General features: G+C 70.2%; 22 protein-coding genes and 1 pseudogene. 13 read left to right on the forward strand and 10 right to left on the reverse strand.

Translation table 11 applies throughout. The features are described from left to right. Window positions 1-28: 28 nt before the first annotated feature. Window positions 29-427, reverse strand: a complete 399-nt coding sequence (locus JYK18_RS21875) for a MerR family transcriptional regulator (RefSeq protein ID WP_206803793.1) — start codon at window positions 425-427, stop codon at window positions 29-31. 56 nt (window positions 428-483) lie between these two features. On the opposite strand from JYK18_RS21875, the gene JYK18_RS21880 reads away from it, so the two are divergent. Then, window positions 484-1230 (forward strand): methyltransferase domain-containing protein, encoded by a 747-nt coding sequence (locus tag JYK18_RS21880; protein ID WP_206803794.1) that lies wholly within the window; start codon window positions 484-486, stop codon window positions 1228-1230. On the opposite strand, the gene JYK18_RS21885 is transcribed toward JYK18_RS21880, so the two are convergent. After that, on the reverse strand, window positions 1199-1756 hold the full coding sequence (locus JYK18_RS21885; protein ID WP_206803795.1) for an SDR family oxidoreductase: 558 nt from the start codon (window positions 1754-1756) through the stop codon (window positions 1199-1201). The genes JYK18_RS21880 and JYK18_RS21885 overlap by 32 nt on opposite strands. Before the next feature lie 66 nt (window positions 1757-1822). Between JYK18_RS21885 and JYK18_RS21890 the strand changes: the two genes are divergently transcribed. Then, on the forward strand, window positions 1823-2626 hold the full coding sequence (locus JYK18_RS21890) for a helix-turn-helix transcriptional regulator (RefSeq protein WP_206803796.1): 804 nt from the start codon (window positions 1823-1825) through the stop codon (window positions 2624-2626). On the opposite strand, the gene JYK18_RS21895 is transcribed toward JYK18_RS21890, so the two are convergent. Both JYK18_RS21895 and JYK18_RS21900 read right to left on the reverse strand, forming a co-directional pair. Beyond that, window positions 2557-2913, reverse strand: a complete 357-nt coding sequence (locus JYK18_RS21895; RefSeq protein ID WP_206803797.1) for a helix-turn-helix transcriptional regulator — start codon at window positions 2911-2913, stop codon at window positions 2557-2559. The two genes, JYK18_RS21890 and JYK18_RS21895, sit on opposite strands and share 70 nt — an antisense overlap. A 62-nt stretch (window positions 2914-2975) precedes the next feature. Next, window positions 2976-3659 (reverse strand): TetR/AcrR family transcriptional regulator, encoded by a 684-nt coding sequence (locus tag JYK18_RS21900; RefSeq protein ID WP_206803798.1) that lies wholly within the window; start codon window positions 3657-3659, stop codon window positions 2976-2978. A gap of 83 nt (window positions 3660-3742) precedes the next feature. Between JYK18_RS21900 and JYK18_RS21905 the strand changes: the two genes are divergently transcribed. From JYK18_RS21905 to JYK18_RS21925, 5 genes are all read left to right on the forward strand, one after another. Beyond that, the gene (locus JYK18_RS21905) at window positions 3743-4123 is read left to right on the forward strand and encodes an SgcJ/EcaC family oxidoreductase (protein ID WP_206803799.1); all 381 of its coding nucleotides are present in this window, start codon (window positions 3743-3745) and stop codon (window positions 4121-4123) included. Beyond that, window positions 4120-4458 (forward strand): hypothetical protein, encoded by a 339-nt coding sequence (locus JYK18_RS21910; protein WP_206803800.1) that lies wholly within the window; start codon window positions 4120-4122, stop codon window positions 4456-4458. Before JYK18_RS21905 ends, JYK18_RS21910 begins: the two co-directional genes overlap by 4 nt. Before the next feature lie 152 nt (window positions 4459-4610). Then, complete coding sequence (locus tag JYK18_RS21915; protein WP_206803801.1) at window positions 4611-5438, forward strand: siderophore-interacting protein; 828 nt, start codon at window positions 4611-4613, stop codon at window positions 5436-5438. A gap of 32 nt (window positions 5439-5470) precedes the next feature. Further along, window positions 5471-5752: a hypothetical protein gene (locus JYK18_RS21920; protein WP_206803802.1), complete on the forward strand. Its 282-nt coding sequence runs from the start codon at window positions 5471-5473 to the stop codon at window positions 5750-5752. A gap of 42 nt (window positions 5753-5794) precedes the next feature. After that, the gene (locus JYK18_RS21925; RefSeq protein ID WP_307796015.1) at window positions 5795-6217 is read left to right on the forward strand and encodes a PIN domain-containing protein; all 423 of its coding nucleotides are present in this window, start codon (window positions 5795-5797) and stop codon (window positions 6215-6217) included. Between the two features lies 1 nt (window position 6218). Here JYK18_RS21925 and JYK18_RS21930 read toward each other — a convergent pair whose 3' ends face one another. The 6 genes and pseudogenes from JYK18_RS21930 to JYK18_RS21955 all read right to left on the reverse strand — a co-directional run bounded on the left by JYK18_RS21930 (window position 6219) and on the right by JYK18_RS21955 (window position 13322). Beyond that, window positions 6219-7217 (reverse strand): TIGR03842 family LLM class F420-dependent oxidoreductase, encoded by a 999-nt coding sequence (locus JYK18_RS21930; RefSeq protein ID WP_206803804.1) that lies wholly within the window; start codon window positions 7215-7217, stop codon window positions 6219-6221. A gap of 21 nt (window positions 7218-7238) precedes the next feature. After that, window positions 7239-8624, reverse strand: a complete 1386-nt coding sequence (gene hydA / locus JYK18_RS21935; RefSeq protein ID WP_206803805.1) for a dihydropyrimidinase — start codon at window positions 8622-8624, stop codon at window positions 7239-7241. A 13-nt stretch (window positions 8625-8637) separates the two neighbouring features. Beyond that, window positions 8638-9480: a nitrilase-related carbon-nitrogen hydrolase gene (locus tag JYK18_RS21940; RefSeq protein WP_206803806.1), complete on the reverse strand. Its 843-nt coding sequence runs from the start codon at window positions 9478-9480 to the stop codon at window positions 8638-8640. Then, window positions 9434-11045, reverse strand: a pseudogene (locus JYK18_RS21945) (NCS1 family nucleobase:cation symporter-1); the annotation flags it as partial. The gene JYK18_RS21940 and the pseudogene JYK18_RS21945, both read right to left, overlap by 47 nt. Window positions 11046-11273: 228 nt before the next feature. Next, a complete protein-coding gene (locus tag JYK18_RS21950; protein ID WP_206803808.1) occupies window positions 11274-11648 on the reverse strand; it encodes an SSI family serine proteinase inhibitor in 375 nt (124 codons plus the stop codon). 60 nt (window positions 11649-11708) lie between these two features. Further along, on the reverse strand, window positions 11709-13322 hold the full coding sequence (locus JYK18_RS21955; protein WP_206803809.1) for a PucR family transcriptional regulator: 1614 nt from the start codon (window positions 13320-13322) through the stop codon (window positions 11709-11711). An 82-nt stretch (window positions 13323-13404) separates the two neighbouring features. On the opposite strand from JYK18_RS21955, the gene JYK18_RS21960 reads away from it, so the two are divergent. The 6 genes from JYK18_RS21960 to JYK18_RS21985 all read left to right on the forward strand — a co-directional run bounded on the left by JYK18_RS21960 (window position 13405) and on the right by JYK18_RS21985 (window position 20241). Continuing rightward, window positions 13405-14703, forward strand: a complete 1299-nt coding sequence (locus tag JYK18_RS21960) for an aspartate aminotransferase family protein (RefSeq protein ID WP_206803810.1) — start codon at window positions 13405-13407, stop codon at window positions 14701-14703. Then, on the forward strand, window positions 14700-16196 hold the full coding sequence (locus JYK18_RS21965) for a CoA-acylating methylmalonate-semialdehyde dehydrogenase (protein ID WP_206803811.1): 1497 nt from the start codon (window positions 14700-14702) through the stop codon (window positions 16194-16196). The genes JYK18_RS21960 and JYK18_RS21965 overlap by 4 nt, the downstream gene beginning before the upstream one ends. 64 nt (window positions 16197-16260) lie before the next feature. Then, a complete protein-coding gene (gene hrcA / locus JYK18_RS21970; RefSeq protein ID WP_206803812.1) occupies window positions 16261-17283 on the forward strand; it encodes a heat-inducible transcriptional repressor HrcA in 1023 nt (340 codons plus the stop codon). Window positions 17284-17323: 40 nt separating this feature from the next. Next, a complete protein-coding gene (dnaJ, locus tag JYK18_RS21975) occupies window positions 17324-18487 on the forward strand; it encodes a molecular chaperone DnaJ (RefSeq protein ID WP_206803813.1) in 1164 nt (387 codons plus the stop codon). After that, complete coding sequence (locus JYK18_RS21980) at window positions 18487-19227, forward strand: 16S rRNA (uracil(1498)-N(3))-methyltransferase (RefSeq protein ID WP_206803814.1); 741 nt, start codon at window positions 18487-18489, stop codon at window positions 19225-19227. Before dnaJ ends, JYK18_RS21980 begins: the two co-directional genes overlap by 1 nt. Window positions 19228-19884: 657 nt before the next feature. Continuing rightward, on the forward strand, window positions 19885-20241 hold the full coding sequence (locus JYK18_RS21985; RefSeq protein WP_206803815.1) for a histidine triad nucleotide-binding protein: 357 nt from the start codon (window positions 19885-19887) through the stop codon (window positions 20239-20241). The last annotated feature ends 49 nt before the right edge of the window (window positions 20242-20290 follow it).

A 20290-nucleotide genomic window follows, 5' to 3' on the forward strand; every position in this document is an offset into this window, starting at 1 on the left:
GTGATTCCTCGCATTCGGAGCAATCCGCTCAACCGGGCGGCATGCGCTCGGCGAGCTGCTTGCGGAAGTGACCGCAGTCGAGGAAGTCCTCGCTGGTGCAGGCGATCGCGTGGGTCAACGCGGCGCGGGCGGCTTCGGCCTCTTCGATCCGCCTGGTCAGGGCGGCGTGGTGTTCGCGCAGGGCCGCGCGCCGGTCGGCCGGGTCGTCGGTGGTGAGCACGCGCCGGATTTCGGCGAGGCTGAAGCCGAGTTCCTTGCCCTGGAGGATGAGCACCACCTTGACCACGTCGGCCCGCCGGTACCGGCGCTGCCCGCCCGCGGTGCGCACCGGCGTGAGCAAGCCTTCGGTCTCCCAGTGCCGGAGCACGTTCGTCAGCAGCCCGAACCGGCCGGCCAGCTCGCCGACGGTGTACTCGCTTGACTTCATGTCGACATGAAGTCACAGGCTGGGGGAGCACGGCAACCCCGACCGGAGGACTTCCGATGATCGAACGCTTTGTCGCCATGATGGATGGTTTCGAACGCGAGCCCGCGGCCGCGGCCGCCCGGCACCGCTCGCACGAACTGCTGCGGATCGCACCGGGCCAGCGGGTGGTGGATGTGGGGTGTGGAACCGGGACCTCGGTGGGTGAACTGACCGCGGCCGGGGCGCTGGTGTCCGGAGTGGACGTCAACCCCGAAGTGCTGGTGGTGGCCAAGGAACGGCACCCCGCCGGGGATTTCACCACCGGCAGCGCGGAGTCGATCCCCTTTCCGGACGGGCATTTCGCCGGTTACCGCGCGGAACGCGTCTACCACGCGGTCGCCGATCCGGCGGCCGCGCTGGCCGAGGCCGCCCGGGTACTGGCGCCGGGCGGCCGGATCGTCCTCATTGGACCGGACTGGACGATGCTCGGCCTCGACAGCACCGACGAGGAGACCGAGCGGGCCGTGCTGGCCGCCCAGGTCGCCTCGATGCCCTCGCCCCGGTGTGCGCTGCGGTTCCGGAACCTGTTGCTGGACGGCGGTTTCACCGACGTGGCGGTCGAGGTGCACACCGCGGTGCTGACCGGCGCTTCGGGCCTGCCGATGCTGGAGTCGGCGGCCTCGGTGGCCGTGGGAACGGGTGCGGTCAGCCCGTCGAGGGCGGAGAGCTGGCTCGCGGAGCAGCGGCAGCGGGTCGAGCGAGGCCGGTTCCTGCTGGCCGCTCCGCAGTTCGTCACGTCGGGCGTCCGAGGGTCTGGCCGTTGAGCGTGGGGTCTTCGACGGCACGGACGTAGGCCGCGGCGACGACGTCGGCCGGGGTGGCGTCGTCACCGACCCAGCCCGGGCTGATCACGTTGGCTCGCAGGCCTCGCGGGAGTTCGGCGGCGGCGACCCGGACGAAGGCCTCCAGGCCCTGGTTGGTGAGCGCGCCGAACGCGCTGCCCGGCGTCGGCGCCGCGAAGGTGCCCGCGGTCAGGGTGATCGAACCGCCGTCGGGAAGGTGCTCGACGGCCCGCCGCAGCAGGCGCACCTGGCCGAGCAGCTTGGTTTCCAGGCCGGTGAGGAACTCCTCGTCGGTGCCCGCGTCGATGGGCACCAGTGCGCCGCTCGCGGCGCAGCAGACCACCGCGTCGAGGTTCGGGACCGTCGAGAAGAGACGGTCGGGATGGGCGATGTCGAGCTGGATCTCGCTGGTCCGCGACACGGGCACCACGTGGTGCCCCCGCTCGCGCAGGGCCGCGGTCACCGCGGTGCCGATGGTTCCGGTCGCTCCGATCACTACTACGTTCACCCTTCCGATCCTGCGCGGCGGCACGGGATCGTGCCTGCCCCTGCCAGGTGCAGGCATCCTGGGGGCATGCTCGGTGAATTCCTCCGCGCCCGCCGCGGCCGGCTGCGGCCCGCCGACGTCGGCCTGTCCGACTACGGCGAGTTCCGGCGCGTGCCGGGGTTGCGGCGGGAGGAGCTGGCGCGGTTGGCCGGGGTCAGTCCCGGTTACTACACGCGGCTCGAACAGGGGCAGCGCGGGAACGTGTCGGAAGCGGTGCTCGACGCGCTCGCGAAGGCGCTGCGCCTCGACGAGGACGAACGCGCCCACCTGCACGCGCTGGCGAACGCGAAGGCGGTCGACGCCGGTCCGGAGCGGTTGCTGCCGAGGCACCGGCTCCTGCTGGACGCGGTGGCGGTGCCGGCGCTGGTCCTCGGCAGGCACACCGACGTGCTGGCGTGGAACCGCCTCGGCCACGCCCTGCTGGCGCCGCACCTCGATTTCGAGTCCCGGCCGAACTGGGCGCGGCTGTTCTTCCTGGACGCGCAGGTGCGCGAGTTGTTCGGGGAAGCGGGGGACAAGGCGCGCGACACCGTCGCCGATCTGCGCCACATCGCCGGCCGGCGGCCGGGTGACGCCGTGCTGACCGCGCTGATCGAGGAACTGCGGCGCGCGAGCCCCGAATTCGACGAGCTGTGGGCCGCGCACCCGGTGCGCGGCTGTGCCCACCACACCCGCGTGTACCGCCACGCCGTCGGCCCGCTCACCCTGACCGACGAACTCCTGCCCCTGCCGGACAGCGACGGGCAGCGCCTCGTGCTCTTCTACGCGGAACCGGGATCGCCGTCGGCTGCCGGTTTGAGCGAGTTGAGCAGGGCGTCCAGCTTGCGGTAGCGGCTTTCCGCGGCCAGCCGGTACGTGTCGATCCACCCGGTCAGCGCTTCGAGCGCGGCGGGCGCGAGGTGGCACGGGCGGCGCTGGCCGTCCCGGGTGCGGGTGATCAGGCCCGCCGTCTCCAGCACCTGGATGTGCCGCGAGACGGCCTGCTTGGTGATGGCGAACGGCTCCGCCAGCTCGTTCACCGTGGCTTCCCCGCGTGAGAGCCGCGCGATCATCGCGCGGCGCACGGGATCGCCGAGGGCGGCGAACGCCCGGTCCAGCCACTCGTCATCGACCGTCATCAAAGGCAACCTAGCGCTTTATCAACAAGTCCGTTGACTATAGGTGCTGCTGAGGGACGGCGTCAACCGCGCCGAAGGCCGCCGAGCAGCATGTCGAGTCCGAACCGGAAGCGCTCGGCCGAGGTCTCCGCCGAGAAGTACGGCCCGAGGGTGAGCATGTTCGGGAACCGGCCGGGCATCGAGCTGAGGTACTCGTGCATCTGCCGCCCGCGGGCGGCGGCTTCCTCCTGGTCGAACTCGCCCGAGGCCCAGCCGCTGCCCTCGTAGGCGAAAGCCTTGGTGTACAAGGTGAGCGCGTCGGAGGCGTAGGCGGCGTCCCGTTCGGACAGTCCGCCGGCACGCAGCAGGGCGAGCACGGTTTCCCCGTGCTGCAAGGCGTTGGGGCCGACCGGCACCTGGGTCGCCCAGGCGACCTTGGCGATGCCGGGGTGCGCCAGCATCGCGGAAAGCTGCCCCTGCAGTACTTCCCGGAGTTGCTCGGCCCACCGCGCGGGATCCGGCTCCGGCAGTTCGACCTCGCTCAGCACCTGGTCGAACATCAGCTCGTGCAGTTCGTCCTTGTTGGACACGTGGGCGTAGAGCGAGGCCGCGCCGGTGTCCAGCGCCTGGGCCACCCGCCGCATGCTCACCGCGTCGATGCCCTCGGCGTCGAGCAGGTCGAGTGCGGTGCGCACGATCAGCTCCGCGGACAGCGGCGGCTTCACCGCGCGCCCGGAGCGCCGCCACGGCGGGGCTGGAACGTTCATGACGAACACTGTACTTGACACGAACAGTGTTCGTAAGTACGAATGGCGTTCGTCAAACGAACACCGTTCGAAGGAGTGGGACCATGACCGTGCTCGACACGCTGAACGAGCTGACCGAGGCGTGGAACGCGGGTGACGCGACGGCGTACGCCCGGCTGTTCCTCGAAGATGCGGACTACGTGAACTTCATGGGGCAGAACAGCCGCGGCCGGGCGGCCATCGAGGAGAGTCACCGCTTCCTCTTCGACGGCCCGCTCAAGGGCTCGAAGATGACCTGCGGCACCACGCCGCCGGCCGTCCGGTTCGTGCGCCCGGACGTGGCGATCGTGGTCCTCGGCGGCGGCACCACGCTCGACGGCGAGCCCGAGGACCCGAGTCGGGCGTCGACGGTCACCTTCGTGCTGGTGGAGGAGCCGGCGGGCTGGCGCATCGCGTCGTTCCAGAACACCCGGCGCACGGCGTGAAGCTGCTGGTCGAGGTGGCCGGGGTGGTCGAGGCGCCGCCGGAGCGGGTGCTCGGCGCGGTCGTCCGGGCGACCGGGTGGCGGGTCGATGGCGACCTGGTTTGGGCGCAGGGCGGCTGGTGGTACCGCGGTGAGTACCTGGTCGAGCCGGTGGCTGGTGGTTCGCGGGTGGTCCACCGGGTGTTCACCGTGGCGCGGAGTCCGGTGTGGACGGTCGCGCTGGCGAACCGCCTGTTCCTCGGGTTCGGCGAGCGGACGCGGGCCGGGGTGGCGGAGCTGCTGGCGCGGATCGGCGACGAGCTGGACTGCGTGGCCCGGCTGGCGGAAGTGACGTAGGTCTCATTCCGGCGGTCGGGCCTGCTCGCGCAGCCCCGGGACGATCTTCGAGCGGGACTGGAGCCGCGCTGATCTGTGCAGGCGCGAAGCTTCCCGTTAGGCTAGCCTTAGCTTGCACGTGATTTCCGGTGACACACAGTTAAGGGGTACTCATGGCGGAGCGTCCGGCGAGGCGGCCCCGGCCGCTGATCCGCCTGCGGGTCCTGCGCACCGAGCGGCTCACCCCGCACATGGTGCGGGTGGTCGCCGGGGGCGAGAACCTGGGGCAGTTCACGGACAACGGCTTCACCGACGCCTACGTGAAGCTGGCCTTCCCGGTACCCGGCGTGACCTATCCGGAGCCGATGGACCTCCAGCAGATCCGCGCCGAGATGCCGCGCGAGCACTGGCCGCGTACGCGGACGTACACCGTGCGTTACTACGACGAGAAGGCCGGCGAGCTGGCCATCGACTTCGTGGTGCATGGGGACGAGGGGCTCGCCGGACCGTGGGCGCTCAACGTCCAGCCCGGTGACGACCTGCTCTTCGCCGGGCCGGGTGGCGCCTACGCGCCCGGTGAGGAGGCCGACTGGCACCTGCTCGTCGGCGACGAGAGCGCGTTGCCGGCGATCTCCGCGTCGCTGGAGCGGATGCCCTCGGGGGCGCGGGTGCAGGCGTTCATCCTGGTCGGGGGGCCGGACGAGGAACTGCCGCTGGCGACCAAGGCCGACGCGGAGATCACCTGGCTGCACCGCTCCGCCGGGGGCGACCTGGTCCGGTCGGTCCGCGACCTCGACTTCGGCGACGGTGTGGTGCAGGCCTTCGTGCACGGCGAAGCCGACTTCGTCCGCGAACTGCGGCGGCACCTGCTCAACGAGCGCGGCGTCCGCAAGGACCTGCTGTCCATCTCGGGCTACTGGCGCCGGGGCAAGGACGAAGACGGCTGGCAGGCGGAAAAGGCCGAGGAACGCGCCAAGGAAGCCGCCGCGGCCGCTTCCTGACGCGGGCGCTCGCGAGAGGTCCGGCATGTAGCATGGACGATGTGAACAACAGGCAGCTGAACCGCGACGTACCGGCCGGGGCCACCGGCCGGGTGCGTTCTGCTGCGAGTGGTTTGCACAAGCCTGCCGGCATGACGGTGCGAAGGTCTGCCGTTGGCCGGTTCGTTGGCGCCCGTAAGCCGAGTCCGGCGATCGAGGAGAAGCCTTCGACTCCGGAACCGTACTCGCCGCCGTCCTTCCTGGGGATGTTCGAGCTGCCGGCCGACTCGTCCGAGCGGGTCAAGTCCGTCGTGCGCGGCCAGGACGACGACTGAAGCTCACGACGAGATCGTAGAACCTCCGTGGCACGTCCGATCGTGGTTGACACCGGTCCCCTCATTGCCATGATCAGTAGAAAAGACGCTCATCACCGGGCCGTCGTCGCGTGGCTGGAGACGGCCGCTACTCGTGATCTGCTAGTGCCATCCCTGGTTCTCACCGAAGTGTGCCAATTCATCGAGAAGCATCTCGGCGGCGAAGCCGAGGCAGCGTACATCGAGGAACTCATGCGGTCACCGCAGTTCCGGATCTATCACCCGATGGACGATGACTTCCGCCGGATGGCGGTGTTGATGCGCCAGTATTCCGATTGGCCGCTCGGCTTGGCGGACGCGGCAGTGGTGGCCACCGCGGAACGGTTGAAGACCGTCGAGGTGGCCACCGTGGATCGGCGGCATTTCGAACACATCAAGCCCGTGCACGTCTCGTACTTCAGGATCTACCCCGAAGTCGGTCAGTAGGTCAGCTGGACAGCTTGCCGATCACCTGGGAGCCGTAAGCGGCCAGCGTCTGCTCCCGCTCGTCGTGCATCAGGTAGAGCGAGAACTGGTCCACGCCCAGCTCGGCCAGTTCCTGCAGGCGTTCCACGTGCGCGCCCGCCGGCCCGGTCAGGCAGAAGCGGTCGACGATCTCGTCCGGCACGAACTCGGTGGACGGGTTCCCCGCCTTCCCGTGGTGCGAGTAGTCGTACCCCTCGCGTTCCCTGATGTACTCGGTCAGCTCACGCGGCACGTCCCCGGCTTCGCCGTAGCGGGCGACCAGGTCGGCCACGTGGTTGCCCACCATGCCGCCGAACCAGCGCAGCTGCTCGCGCTGGTGCACCAGGTTGTCGCCGACGTAGGCCGGGGCCGCGACGCAGATGGTGATGCCCTCCGGATCACGACCGGCGGCCCTGGCCGCCTCCCGCACCGAGCCGATGGTCCAGCGCGCGATCGCCGGGTCCGCGCACTGCAGGATGAACCCGTCGGCGTGCTCACCGACCAGCTTCAGCGCCCGCGGCCCGTACCCGGCCATCCACATCTCCAGCCGCCCGTCGCGGACCCACGGGATGCGCACCGGCTTGTCCCGCAGCAGCACCTCCCGGCCCTCGGCCAGTTCCTTGGTGACGTGCATGCAGTCCCGCAGGGTGGCCAGGGTGGACGGTTTGAGGCCGACCACCCGGTGCGCGGAGTCCCCGCGCCCGATGCCGCACACCGTTCGGTTGCCGTACATGTCGTTCAGCGTGGCGAACAACGACGCCAGCACCGACCAGTCCCGCGTGCCCGGACTGGTCACCATCGGCCCGACCACCATCGACGAGGTGGCCGCGAGGATCTGCGAGTAGATGACGAACGGCTCCTGCCACAGCACGCACGAGTCGAAGGTCCAGCCGTAGCGGAAGCCCTCGCCCTCGGCCGCGGTCATCAGCCGCACCAGCTCACCCGCCGGCGGGTCCGTCTGGAGCACAACACCGAAATCCACAGTGGACACCCCTCGATCGGCTCAGCTGAGGTACTGGTTCAGGTCGCGCTTGAGGAACCGGCCGTGCGTGGTGGAACCGGTGAACCCGGCCGCCGAGACGACCACCGATCCCCGTGACAGCACGGTTTCCACCCGGCCGGTCAGCTCGAAGCCCTCGTACGCCGAGTAGTCCACGTTCATGTGGTGCGTCTCGGCCGAGAGCGTCTGCTTGGCCTTCGGGTCGTAGATCACGATGTCGGCGTCCGAACCGGCGGCGATCACGCCCTTGCGCGGGTACAGCCCGAACATCCGCGCCGGCGTGGTCGCGCAGGTCTCCACCCAGCGCTCCAGGGTGATCTCCCCGGCCACCACGCCCTGGTGCAGCAGGTCCATCCGGTGCTCCACGCCCGGCATGCCGTTCGGGATGGCCCGGAAGTCGCTGGTGCCCAGCACCTTCTGGTCCTCGAAGCAGAACGGGCAGTGGTCGGTGGAGACCACGGACAGGTCGTTGGTGCGCAGCCCACGCCACAGGTCCGCCTGGTGCTTCTTCTCCCGCAACGGCGGGGAGGCCACGTACTTCGCGCCCTCGAAACCCGGCTTCGCCATGTCCTCGATGGACAGGTAGAGGTACTGCGGGCACGTCTCGGCGAACACGTTCTGCCCGTCGTTGCGTGCTTCCGCCACGGCCGCCAGCGCCTGCGCGGCCGAGAGGTGCACGATGTAGAGCGGGGAACCGGTCACCTTGGCCAGCTGGATCGCCCGCGAGGTCGCCTCGCCTTCCAGCTCCGGCGGCCGGGTCAGCCCGTGCTGCACCGGCTCGGTCTTCCCGGCGGCGAAGGCCTGCGCGGCCAGCTGGTCGATCGCGATGCCGTTCTCCGCGTGCATCATGATCGTCGACCCGGTTTCGCGGGCCTTCTGCATGGCCAGCAGGATCTCGCCGTCGGTGGAGTAGAAGACGCCGGGGTAGGCCATGAACATCTTGAAGCTGGTCACCCCGTCCCCGATGCACGACTCCATCTCCTTGAGCGTGGTGTCGTTGACGTCGGAGACGATCATGTGGAACCCGTAGTCGATGGCGCAGTTGCCGTCGGCCTTCTCGTGCCACTTGTCCAGTGTGGACTGCAGGGTGGTGCCCTTGGCCTGCACCGCGAAGTCGATGATCGTGGTGGTGCCGCCCCAGGCCGCCGCGGTGGTGCCGGTGCCGAAGGTGTCGTGCGAGAAGGTGCCGCCGAAGGGCATCTCCATGTGCGTGTGGGCGTCGATCCCGCCGGGCAGCACGTACTTCCCGGTCGCGTCGATCACCTCGTCCGCTTCACCGAACACGCCCGGCGCGGCCACCGCGGCGATCTTCTCGTCCTCCACCAGCACGTCGGCCACGCTGGTGCCGGTCGCGCTGATCACCGTGCCGCCCTTGATCAGGGTGCGCATCGTGCGTTCCTCCTCAGGCTTCGGTCAGCGGTCCGTAGCTGTCGGGGCGGCGGTCGCGGTAGAACGCCCACAGGTCGCGGACCTCGTTGAGCAGGCCCATGTCCAGGTCCCGCACCACGATCTCCTCCTCGGTGTCCGATGCGGCCTCACCGATCAGCTGCCCGCGCGGGTCGGCGAAGTAGGTCTGGCCGTAGAAGTCGTTGTCGCCCAGCGGTTCCACGCCGACGCGGTTGATCGTGCCGACGAAGTACTCGTTGGCGACGGCCGCGGCGGGCTGCTCCAGGCGCCACAGGTACTCCGAGAGGCCGCGGCTGGTCGCCGACGGGTTGAACACGATCTTCGCCCCGGCCAGGCCGAGCGCGCGCCAGCCTTCGGGGAAGTGCCGCTCGTAGCAGATGTACACGCCGATCCGGCCGACCGCGGTGTCGAACACCGGGTAGCCCATGTTGCCCGGCCGGAAGTAGAACTTCTCCCAGAAGCCCTTCACCTGGGGGATGTGGTTCTTGCGGTGCTTGCCGAGATAGGTGCCGTCGGCGTCGATCACCGCGGCGGTGTTGTAGTAGACACCCGGCTGCTCGGCCTCGTACATCGGCACCACCAGCACCACGCCGTGGCGCTCGGCGACCTCCTGCATCAGCTTGGTGGTCGGCCCGTCCGGGATGCCCTCGGTGTAGGAGTAGTAGTCGGCGTCCTGGACCTGGCAGAAGTACGGGCCGTAGAACAACTCCTGCAGGCAGATCACCTGCGCGCCCTGGGACGCGGCCTTCCCGATGGCGTCCACCGCGTTGCGGATCATCGACTCCTTGTCGCCCGTCCAGCGCTGCTGGATCAGGCCGGCGCGTACCAGGTCGCTCACTGGTCTCCTCCTTGTGGGGCGGCGTGCTTGCCGCTGGTGGACTTCTTCCAAGAGAGAGCGAGGTGGACCACGAAGGCGACGATCAGCCCGGCCACCCAGTTGTAGTCGTAGAACGGCTTGAGGAACGGGATCAGGCCGTCGGCGGGGAAGGGCCCCTGCTCGCCCGCGGCGGTGTAGGCCCCGCCGACCGCGACCACCGCACCGGCCACCGTGGCCACGACGGCCCGCCAGTTCCAGCCGCCGCGGAACCAGTACCGGCCGCCTTCGCGGTAGAGGTCGGCCAGGTGCAGTTCGGTCCGGTTGACCACCCAGTACCCGGCGACCAGCACCCCGGCCACCGCGCCGAGCACGCCGCCGTAGAAACCGAGCCAGGCGAAGATGTAGATGCTCGGGTCGGAGTACAGCTTCCACGGCTGGATGCCGATGCCGATCACGCCGGTGATCAGCCCGCCGACGGCGAAGGTGATTCGCTTCGGGAAGGCGTTCGAGAAGTCGTAGGCCGGGCTGACCACGTTGGCCGCCAGGTTCGCCGAAATGGTGGCCAGCACCAGCGCGATCAGCGCCAGCACCACCAGCACCGGGCTGGAGAACCGGTCCGCCAGCTTCGCCGGGTCCCAGATCTCCTCGCCGTAGAGCACCTTCCCGCCCGAGGTGGTCAGGATGGCCACGATCGCGATGAAGGTCATCGTGGTCGGCAGGCCGAGGATCTGCCCGCGCATCTGCTTGCGCTGGCTGCCGCCGAAGCGGGTGAAGTCCGGCATGTTCAGCGAAAGCGTCGACCAGAAGGCGATCATCGCCATCAGCATCGGCGCGAACACCTTCCAGAAGTCCGGTCCCCAGCCGAGGCGGCCCGGGTCGGACAGGATCGGGCCGAAGCCGCCCGCCTTCACCAGCACGTAGCCGAGCAGGATCAGGAAGCCGACCGAGACCAGCGGCGCGGTCCAGTTCTCGAAGTGCCGCACGGCTTCCATGCCGCGCCAGATGATCAGCATCTGCACCAGCCAGAAAACCGCGAAGGACAACCACAGCGTCCACGGCTGCCCGGCGATCTCGGCCGCGTTGCGCCAGCCGTCGCCGACCAGCTTGCCGGTGAGGATGTAGATGGCCTCACCACCGACCCAGGTCTGGATGCCGAACCAGCCGCAGGCGATGAACGCGCGCAGCAGCGCGGCGAAGTTGGCGCCGCGGATGCCGTAGAAGGCGCGGGCGAAGACCGGGAACGGGATGCCGTACTTGGTGCCGGCGTGGCTGTTCAGCAGCATCGGGCCGAGCACGATGATGTTGCCCAGCACGATGGTGAATAACGCCTGCACCCAGCTCATGCCCAGCGCGATCAGCGAGGCGGCGAGCGCGTAGCTGGGGATGTTGTGCGCCATCCCCATCCACAGCGCGAAGTAGTTGTAGGTGGTCCAGGTGCGCTTGCCGACCGGGACCGGCGCCAGTTCGGGGTTGAGGAAGCGGCTGCCCGTGAGCACGCCGGGATCGGCCAGGTCGATCCGGCCGTCGGGGTGCACGATCTCGTCACCGGACGGGGAGGCGCCGGCCTGCGATCGGGTGTGCGTCATTGCGGAATCCTGCGACCGGCGCGGGACCGGGTGGCAGTGGCAGAGTGTTCACCGATGCCTGTGTCCTGGAACACAGTGTCGATTGCGCATAGATCTTCATGGTGCATGGGGACCCGGCGTAACCGCAGCTCAACAGCCCCGAAACCGGGCCTCAATGCTATGAGTGGGGCATTACTTGCAATCAACGCAAGTAATGCCCCACTCATAGCAATGGGCTGCCGGGTCGGGTCAGAAGCCGAACACGCCACCGGAGTGGGCGTCGGCGGCGCAGCGGTTCGGGTAGGTGGTGCGGAAGTCCACCTGCTCGCCCTTCCAGGTGCCGAAGGCGCGGGCTTCGACCGGCGCGTACTCCAGCGTGCAGGCCACGTCCTTGGGGGTGACGCGGCTGAGGTCGCCCTCGGCGCCGGTCAGCGCGTCGCAGGCGGACTTCGCGTGGGGGTGGGTGCCGCCCGCCGGGTCGCACTGCAGCACCACGGCGCCGGAGCGGCCGCCCGCGTCCAGGGTGGACAGGGCGATCGAAGCGTCGGCGGGGTGGGCCGGGCCCCCGATGCAGGCCAGGGTCAGCGCGCAAGCGGTGAGCGGTTCGAAGGGAAAAATAGCCATGATCGGTTCATCGGCGCCGTCAGCTGATCACTGAGCTACTCGACGGGGTGAAAATCGCCCTCACGGTCGGGTGGTATGAATGTCGTGGGCCAGTAGTGCCACGTACAGCGAGAGCATCGATTCCGGGTCCTCCAGCGGCACGCCCAACACCTGTTCCAGCCGCGCCAGCTGCTGGTAGTAGGCGGTCCTGGACATGTGCGCGGCCGCCGCGGCGGCGGATTTGTTGCCCCCGTGGGCGCAGTAGAACCGCAGTGCCTGCAGCAGCCGGTTGCCGGTGGTGGCGTCCTTGGCCAGCAGCGCGCCCAGTTCCCGCGAGGCGAAGGCGGTCACCCGCTCGTCGTTCGCGAGCAGGTGCAGCAGCCCGCGCAGGCGCACGTCTTCGAGGCGGTGGAAGCCGGTGGCCGACTCCGGCGTGGCGGGCACGGCGTCGGCCACGTGCCCGGCTTCGGTGAGGCTGCGGCGGGCCTCGGCGGCACCGTCCACAGTGGTCCCGACCGCCACGATCGACGGGGCCACGCCGCGTGCCTGGTGCACCTCGGCCGCCAGCCGCTTCAGCACGGCCTCCGGTTTCGCTTGCGGGGAAAGGGAAAGCAGGGCGCCGACACTGGTGTCACCGACCACCGCGACGAGGGCTGAAACGCGGGCGCGCCGGGTCGCCACCGCGGCCGCCTCGGCCAGCTCCCGCAACACCGTGGCCAGGTTCAGCGCCGGTTCGGTGCCGGTGAGCACCGGCCGGATGGCCGTGCCGATCAGCTGCCTGCCGGTCAGCGGCACGGCCAGCGCGGCGGCGCGCACCACCAGCTCGGCCGCCGGGACCGGGGTGCTGAGCAGTTCGGTGAGCACCGCGCGGTGGGCCTGCCGCTCCAGGCTGTCGGTGTCCTTGGCGACCAGCCGGTGCAGCGCGAGCGCGGACGCGGCGCGTTCGGCGACCACCACGTGACGGTCGCGCGGCGGTTCGGCGCAGACGATGACCAGGCGGCCCCAGTCGTGCCCGCGCGCGCCGACCACGGTGACCAGCCAGCCCGCGCCCGCGTGGTAGCCGGTGCGCTCGCCGAGCTGGACCTGCGCGGACCGCCGCGGCCAGGCCGCCAGCAGCTCGGCGGGGTCGCTGCCGGCGGTGTCGTAGGCGAGCACCTCGTGCGACAGGGTCTCCAGCACCACCGGCTGGTCGGTGATCCGGGCGACCTCGCGCAGCACGACGTCGGGCTCGGCCCCGGAGACGGTCAGCGCGGTGAAGGTCTGGTGCACGCGTTCGGCCTCGCGCAGCTCGTCCACCTGCGCGTCCACGATCAGCCCGTTCACCGTCTCGGTGACCGCCACGAACCGGGTTTCGCGCGAGAGCGTGACCAGCGGCAGGCCGCAGCGGTCGGCGGCCTCGGTCATCCCGGCGGGCAGCGCGTCGCTCCAGTGCCGGACCAGCTCCACCACCAGCCCGGCCACCCCGACCGAGGCCAGCGAGTCGAGGTACTTCGCCAGCTCCGCCTCGTCGTCGGGCAGCGCCACGCCGGTGGTCAGCACCAGCTCACCGCCCTTGAGCAGGTGCGCGATGTCGATCACCTCGGCCACGTGCACCCAGCGCACCCGGCGGTCCAGCCCGGCCGCGCCGGCCACCACGTGCGGCCGCCCGTGCCGGAGCACCGGCAGGGCGAGCACCTCGGCGACCGTGGGGTACATGGGCAGACTGTACGGGCGCGGGGCCGAGTCCGTACAGGTTGCTCGTGGCGTTCCCGGCGCGCCGGTCCGCACACTCGGTCGCATGACCGAATCGGAGCTGCTCTCCCGGCATCGCGCCGTCCTCCCGAACTGGCTGGCGCTCTACTACGACGAGCCGATCGAGATCGTGCGGGCCCAGGGGCGCCGGGTCACCGACGCGAACGGGAACACCTACCTCGACTTCTTCGCGGGCATCCTGACCAACGCGATCGGCTACGACGTCGCGGAGATCTCCGACGCGATCCGCCGCCAGCTCGACACCGGCGTGCTGCACACCTCGACGCTGTACCTGATCCGCAAGCAGGTCGAGCTGGCCGAGCAGATCGCCGAGCTGTCCGGCATCGAGGGCGCGAAGGTGTTCTTCACCAACTCGGGCACCGAGGCCAACGAGACCGCGCTGATGCTGGCCACCCAGTACCGCCGCAGCAACCAGATCCTGGCGCTGCGCAACTCCTACCACGGGCGCGCCTTCGCCACCGTCGGCATCACCGGCAACCGCGGCTGGTCGGCCAGCTCGCTCTCCCCGGTCAAGGTCAGCTACGTGCACGGCGGCTACCGCTACCGCAGCCCGTTCTCCTCGCTGTCCGACGCCGACTTCATCGCCGCCTGCACCGAGGACCTGCGTGACGTGCTGCAGACCAGCACCGCCGGGGACGTGGCCGCGATGATCGCCGAGCCGATCCAGGGCGTCGGCGGCTTCAACGTGCCGCCGGACGGGTTCTTCGGCTCGTTCAAGGAGGTGCTCGACGAGCACGGCATCCTGCTCATCTCCGACGAGGTGCAGACCGGCTGGGGCCGCACCGGCGAGCACTTCTGGGGCATGCAGGCGCACGGCGTCACCCCGGACATGATGACCTTCGCCAAGGGCCTCGGGAACGGACTGGCCATCGGCGGGGTGATCGCGCGCGGTGAGGTGATGGACTGCCTGACCGCGAACTCGATCTCCACCTTCGGCGGGAACCCGGTCTCCACCGCGGGCGCGAAGGCCACTTTGGACTACCTGCTGGACAACGACCTCCAGGGCAACGCGGCCAAGCAGGGCGACACGCTCTTCGGCGGGCTGCGGGACATCGCGGAGCGCTACGACGTACTCGGCGACGTCCGCGGCAAGGGCCTGATGATCGGGCTGGAGATGGTCGAGGCGGATCGCTCGGCGAGCCCGCCCGCCGCCGGTGTGGTACTGGAGGAGGCGAAGAAGCGCGGGCTGCTGGTCGGCAAGGGCGGACTGCACGGCAACGTGATCCGGCTGGCCCCGCCGATGACCCTCACCGACGCCGAAACCGGTGAGGCGCTGGAAATTCTCGAAGGTTCGATCGCGGCGGCGCAGGAGGCACGCAAGTGACGGCAAGGATCAGCCACTGGATCGACGGCAAGCCCTTCTCCGGGGTGGCCGAGCGGGCCGGGGACGTGTTCGACCCGGCCACCGGGCAGGTGGCCGCCAAGGTCGACTTCGCCGGCCCGGCCGAGGTGGAGGCAGCCGTCACCGCGGCCAAGAACGCCTTCCCCGGCTGGAAGAACACCTCGCTGGCGGCCCGCAGCCGGGTGCTGTTCGCCTTCCGGCAGCTGCTCTCGGAGCGCAAGGACGAGCTGGCGAAGATCGTCACCAGCGAGCACGGCAAGGTCGAGTCGGACGCCGCCGGTGAGATCGCGCGGGCCATCGAGAACGTCGAATACGCCTGCGGGGCCGCGCAGCTGCTCAAGGGCGGGTTCAGCGAGAACGCGTCCACCGGGGTCGACGTGTACTCGATCGCGCAGCCGCTCGGGGTGGTCGGCGTGATCTCGCCGTTCAACTTCCCGGCCATGGTGCCGCTGTGGTTCGTGCCGAACGCGATCGCCTGCGGCAACACCGTGGTGCTCAAGCCGAGCGAGAAGGACCCGTCGGCGGCCAACTTCATCGCCGAGCTGTTCGCCGAGGCCGGGCTCCCGGCCGGGGTGCTGAACGTGCTGCACGGCGACAAGGTCGCGGTCGACGGGCTGCTGGAGAACCCGGTGGTGAAGGCGATCTCGTTCGTCGGGTCCACGCCGATCGCGCGCTACGTCTACGAAACCGGGACGCGGCACGGCAAGCGCGTGCAGGCGCTCGGTGGCGCGAAGAACCACATGGTGGTGCTGCCCGACGCCGACCTCGACCTGGCCGCCGACGCGGCGGTCTCGGCGGGCTTCGGCTCGGCGGGGGAGCGCTGCATGGCGGTGTCCGTGGTGGTCGCGGTGGACCCGGTCGGCGACGAGCTGGTCGCCAAGATCGCCGAGCGCATCCGGAAGCTGCGGGTCGGCGACGGCCGCAGGCCGGACTCCGAGATGGGCCCGCTGGTCACCGCCGCGCACCACGCCAAGGTGGAGTCCTATGTGGAGGCGGGCGTCGCGGCGGGCGCCGAGCTGGTGGTGGACGGGCGCGGCATCGAGGTCGACGGTGAGGACGGCGGGTACTGGCTCGGCCCGACGCTGTTCGACAAGGTGTCGCCGGAGATGTCGGTCTACCGGGACGAGATCTTCGGGCCGGTGCTCTCGGTGGTCCGCGCCGAGGGGTACGAACCGGCGGTCGAGCTGATCAACGACAACCCGTACGGCAACGGCACGGCGATCTTCACCACCGACGGCGGCGCCGCGCGGCGGTTCCAGAACGAGATCGAGGTCGGCATGGTCGGGGTGAACGTGCCGATCCCGGTGCCGGTCGGCTACTACTCGTTCGGCGGCTGGAAGGACTCGCTGTTCGGCGACAGCCACGCCTACGGGCCGGAGGGCTTCCACTTCTTCACCCGCACCAAGGTGGTCACCTCGCGCTGGCCCGACCCCTCGCACGGCGGGGTCAACCTCGGCTTCCCGCGCAACACCTGAGCGGCGGGCCGCCTGCTTTCCGTAAACTTGACCCGAAGCAGGCGGCCCGACAGGTGAGGTGGACGTGGCGAACGCGGATGAACGCCGGTTCGAGGTGCTGCGTGCCATCGTCGCGGACTACGTGGCGAACCAGGAGCCGGTGGGTTCGAAGGCCATCGTGGACCGGCACAACCTCGGTGTGTCCAGCGCCACGGTCCGCAACGACATGGCGGCGCTGGAGGAGGAGGGCTACATCGCCCAGCCGCACACCAGCGCCGGGCGCATCCCCACGGACAAGGGCTACCGGCTCTTCGTCGACCGGCTCTCCGAGATCAAGCCGCTGTCCGCGGCCGAGCGCCGGGCGATCACCTCGTTCCTCGACGGCGCGGTGGACATGGAGGACGTGCTCCGCCGGTCCGTCCGGCTGCTCGCGCAGCTGACCAGGCAGGTCGCCGTGGTCCAGTACCCGATGATGACCAACTCCACCGTGCGCCACCTCGAGGTGGTGCCGCTGACCGCGGCCCGGCTGATGCTGGTGCTGATCACCGACACCGGCCGCGTCGACCAGCGCACGGTGGACATCGGGGACGTGATCACCGAGGAGGCCGTGGCCCGGCTCCGGACCTCGCTGAACGCCGCGCTGGCCGGGCGCAGGCTGACCGAGGCGGCGGCCAGGGTGGCCGAGCTGCCCGAGCAGGCCCCCTCCGACCTGCGGGACGCCACCACCCGGGTGTGTACCGTGCTGGTCGAGTCGCTGGTGGAGCACCCCGAGGAACGGCTGGTGCTCGGTGGCACCGCGAACCTGACCCGCAACGTGGCGGACTTCCCGGGTTCGCTGCGCCAGGTGCTGGAGGCACTGGAGGAGCAGGTCGTCGTGCTGAAGCTGCTCGCGGCGGCACGCAACCCCGGTGCGGTCACGGTGCGCATCGGCGAGGAAAATGAGGACGAGCAGATGCGGAGCACCTCGGTCGTGTCGGTCGGTTACGGCATGGACACGCTGCTCGGCGGCATGGGGATCGTCGGGCCGACGAGGATGGACTACCCGACCACCATCGCCGCGGTGCGGGCGGTGGCCAACTACGTCGGGCAGATGCTCTCGGGCAAGTGAGCCCGCGCAAGGGTTTTTTCGGCAGGAGGACGGCAAGACGGTGGCCAGGGACTATTACGGCACGCTCGGTGTCGCGAAGAACGCGACCGATCAGGAGATCAAGCGCGCGTACCGCAAGCTCGCCCGCGAGCTCCACCCGGACGTCAACCCGTCCGAGGACGCCAAGCACCGCTTCGGCGAGGTGACCACGGCCTACGAGGTGCTGTCCGACCCGCAGAAGCGCAAGATCGTCGACCTCGGCGGCGACCCGATGGACGGCGGTGCCGGCCGCGCTGGTGGCGGCGGCGACCCGTTCGGCGGTTTCGGCGGGCTCGGCGACATCATGGACGCCTTCTTCGGCGGCGCGGCCGGTGGCGGGGGCCGCGGTCGCGGTCCGCGCAGCCGCGTGCAGCCGGGTTCGGACGCGCTCATCCGCATCGGCCTGACGCTGGAGGAGTGCGCCACCGGCGTCGACAAGGAGATCACCGTCGACACGGCGATCCTGTGCGACCTGTGCCGCGGCGCGGGTACCGCGGCCGGTGCCACCACGAAGACCTGCGACACCTGCGGCGGGCAGGGCGAGATCCAGTCCGTGCAGCGGTCGTTCCTCGGCCAGGTGGTCACCGCGCGTGCCTGCCCGGTGTGCCGCGGGTTCGGCGAGGTCATCACCGACCCGTGCCGCCAGTGCGGTGGCGACGGGCGCGTGCGCTCGCGCCGCACGGTGACCGCGAAGGCGCCGCCGGGCGTCGGTGACGGCATGCGGATCCGGTTGTCCGGCCAGGGCGAGGTCGGCCCCGGTGGCGGGCCGGCCGGTGACCTGTACGTGGAGATCGACGAGGCCCCGCACGAGGTGTTCATCCGCCAGGGCAACGACCTGCACTGCAAGCTGAGCGTGCCGATGACCACCGCCGCGCTGGGCGCGAAGGTGCCGATGGAGACGCTGATCGACGGTGAGCACGAGCTGGAGATCGAGCCGGGTACCCAGCCGAACACCGAGCTGGTGCTGACCGGCAAGGGCATGCCGAGGCTGCGCTCCTCCGGGCGCGTGGACGGCCGTGGTGACCTGCACGTGCACGTCGAGGTCGTGGTCCCGACCAAGCTGGACGAGTCGCAGCGCGAGTTGCTGCGCGAGCTGGCCCAGTCGCGCGGCGAGGACACCCCGACGCTGGCGGGCAACGGCAAGCACGGCGGGCTGTTCTCGAAGTTGCGGACCAAGAGCCGGTAGTGGATCCGGTTTTCCTGGTCGAGGCGCTGCCCGCCGGTGATCGCGCGGTGCTCGACGGGGAAGAGGCACGGCACGCCGCGACCGTGCGCCGCCTCCGCGTCGGTGAGCGCCTGGTGCTCACCGACGGCCGCGGCGGCGCCGCGCGGTGCGTGACCGAGTCGGTGCAGGGGGGTCGCGACGCGCTGTTGTCGTTGCGCGTCGAGGAATCCTGGTTCGAGCCGGAGCCCGGGTTGCGCGTGGTCGTCGCGCAGGCACTGGCCAAGGGCGATCGCGGGGAACTGGCGGTGGAACTGGCCACCGAAGCCGGGGTCGACGAGATCGTGCCGTGGCGCGCCGCCCGCAGCGTGGCGAAGTGGGAAGACGGCCCGCGCGGTGACAAGGCACTGGCGCGCTGGCGGTCCACGGCCCGCGCGGCCGCGAAACAGGCCCGGCGCACGTGGCTGCCGCCGGTGACCGAGCCGATGTCCACGAAACAGCTCGCCGCACTGGCCGGCGAAGTCGATCTCGCCCTGGTGCTGGAAGCGGAAGCGGGCGTCCGGCTGCCGGACGTGGCCCTTCCGGCAGCCGGAAGACTCCTGCTGGTGATTGGACCGGAGGGCGGAATCGGCGCCGACGAGCTGGCCGCCCTCTCGGACGCGGGTGCACGTCCGGTCAGACTAGGCCAGACCGTACTGCGGACCTCCACCGCGGCGGCGGTGGCACTAGGCGCACTTGGAGCGCTCACGCCACGCTGGCCCTGACCACCTGGTGGATCGAGGTACCGGGGGTATTCGAAACCCGGGAAATTTCTCGGCGTAATTTTACGCTCCGATCTGGCGCACCAACAGCACTACCCGTTACTCTGGTCATTCGGAACAGCACACACGGTTTCCGGACACAGCGGCTTCGAGCCCGTGCACCGGAGTCCCCGCCGGACACCTCCCCCCTCGGTCCGGCGGAGCCGCGGCGGCGGTGGAGCGACCCCCAGGTTCCACCGCCCCGCGGCGTTCCTTCTTTCCTTCGCCCTGCTCGGGCTGCGCCCTTCGCTCGGGCGAAGGAACGTGTGTTTCCTGGGGGTCGAACCCCCAGACCCCCGCCAGGGGGCAAGCCCCCTGGACCCCCCGCGCGGCCGCCGCTGTGCTTGCTCTGGGTGCCGCGCCTTGGTTGCTTCGGCGGGCTGCGGCTCGCTTCGCATTGCCTCGCCGCGCCTACGCCGCTTTTTACCGCTGGGACAGGAAGCCGGGGCTGGGAGCGGGGTACCAGCCAGACTCCCCCTTCCCCATCCCGGTCCTAAGCCAAAAACACGGCGGAGCTGGGCTTGTCAAGGCATCTTTCCCGCCTTGACATGCCCAACTCCGCCGTAGTCACAATCGGGCGCCGGGTTGGGAACCCGCCCCATTCCACTAGGCTCCGCAAGCATGAGTGACGCGGACACGCTGTTCGAGAAGATCATCGCCAGGGAGATCCCGGCCGAGATCGTGCACGAGACCGAGAACACGCTCGCCTTCCGGGACATCCAGCCCCAGGCCAGGGTTCACGTGCTCGTGGTGCCGAAGAAGCGGTACCGCAACCTCGCCGAGTTCGCCGCCGCCGATGCCGCCGGGCTGGCCGAGGTGGTCGCCACCGCGGCCAAGGTGGCCGAGCTCGAGGGCATCACCGACAGCGGCTACCGCGTCGTGTTCAACACCGAGGGTGACGCCGGGCAGACCGTCTTCCACGTCCACGCCCACGTGCTCGGCGGCGAACAGCTCGGCCACTTCGGCACGCCGCGCTAGCCACGGGGTAACCACCTGCGCCACCGGGCCGCCTACCGCTAGCATCGTG

The organism is Amycolatopsis sp. 195334CR, assembly GCF_017309385.1.
GTDB lineage: Bacteria > Actinomycetota > Actinomycetes > Mycobacteriales > Pseudonocardiaceae > Amycolatopsis.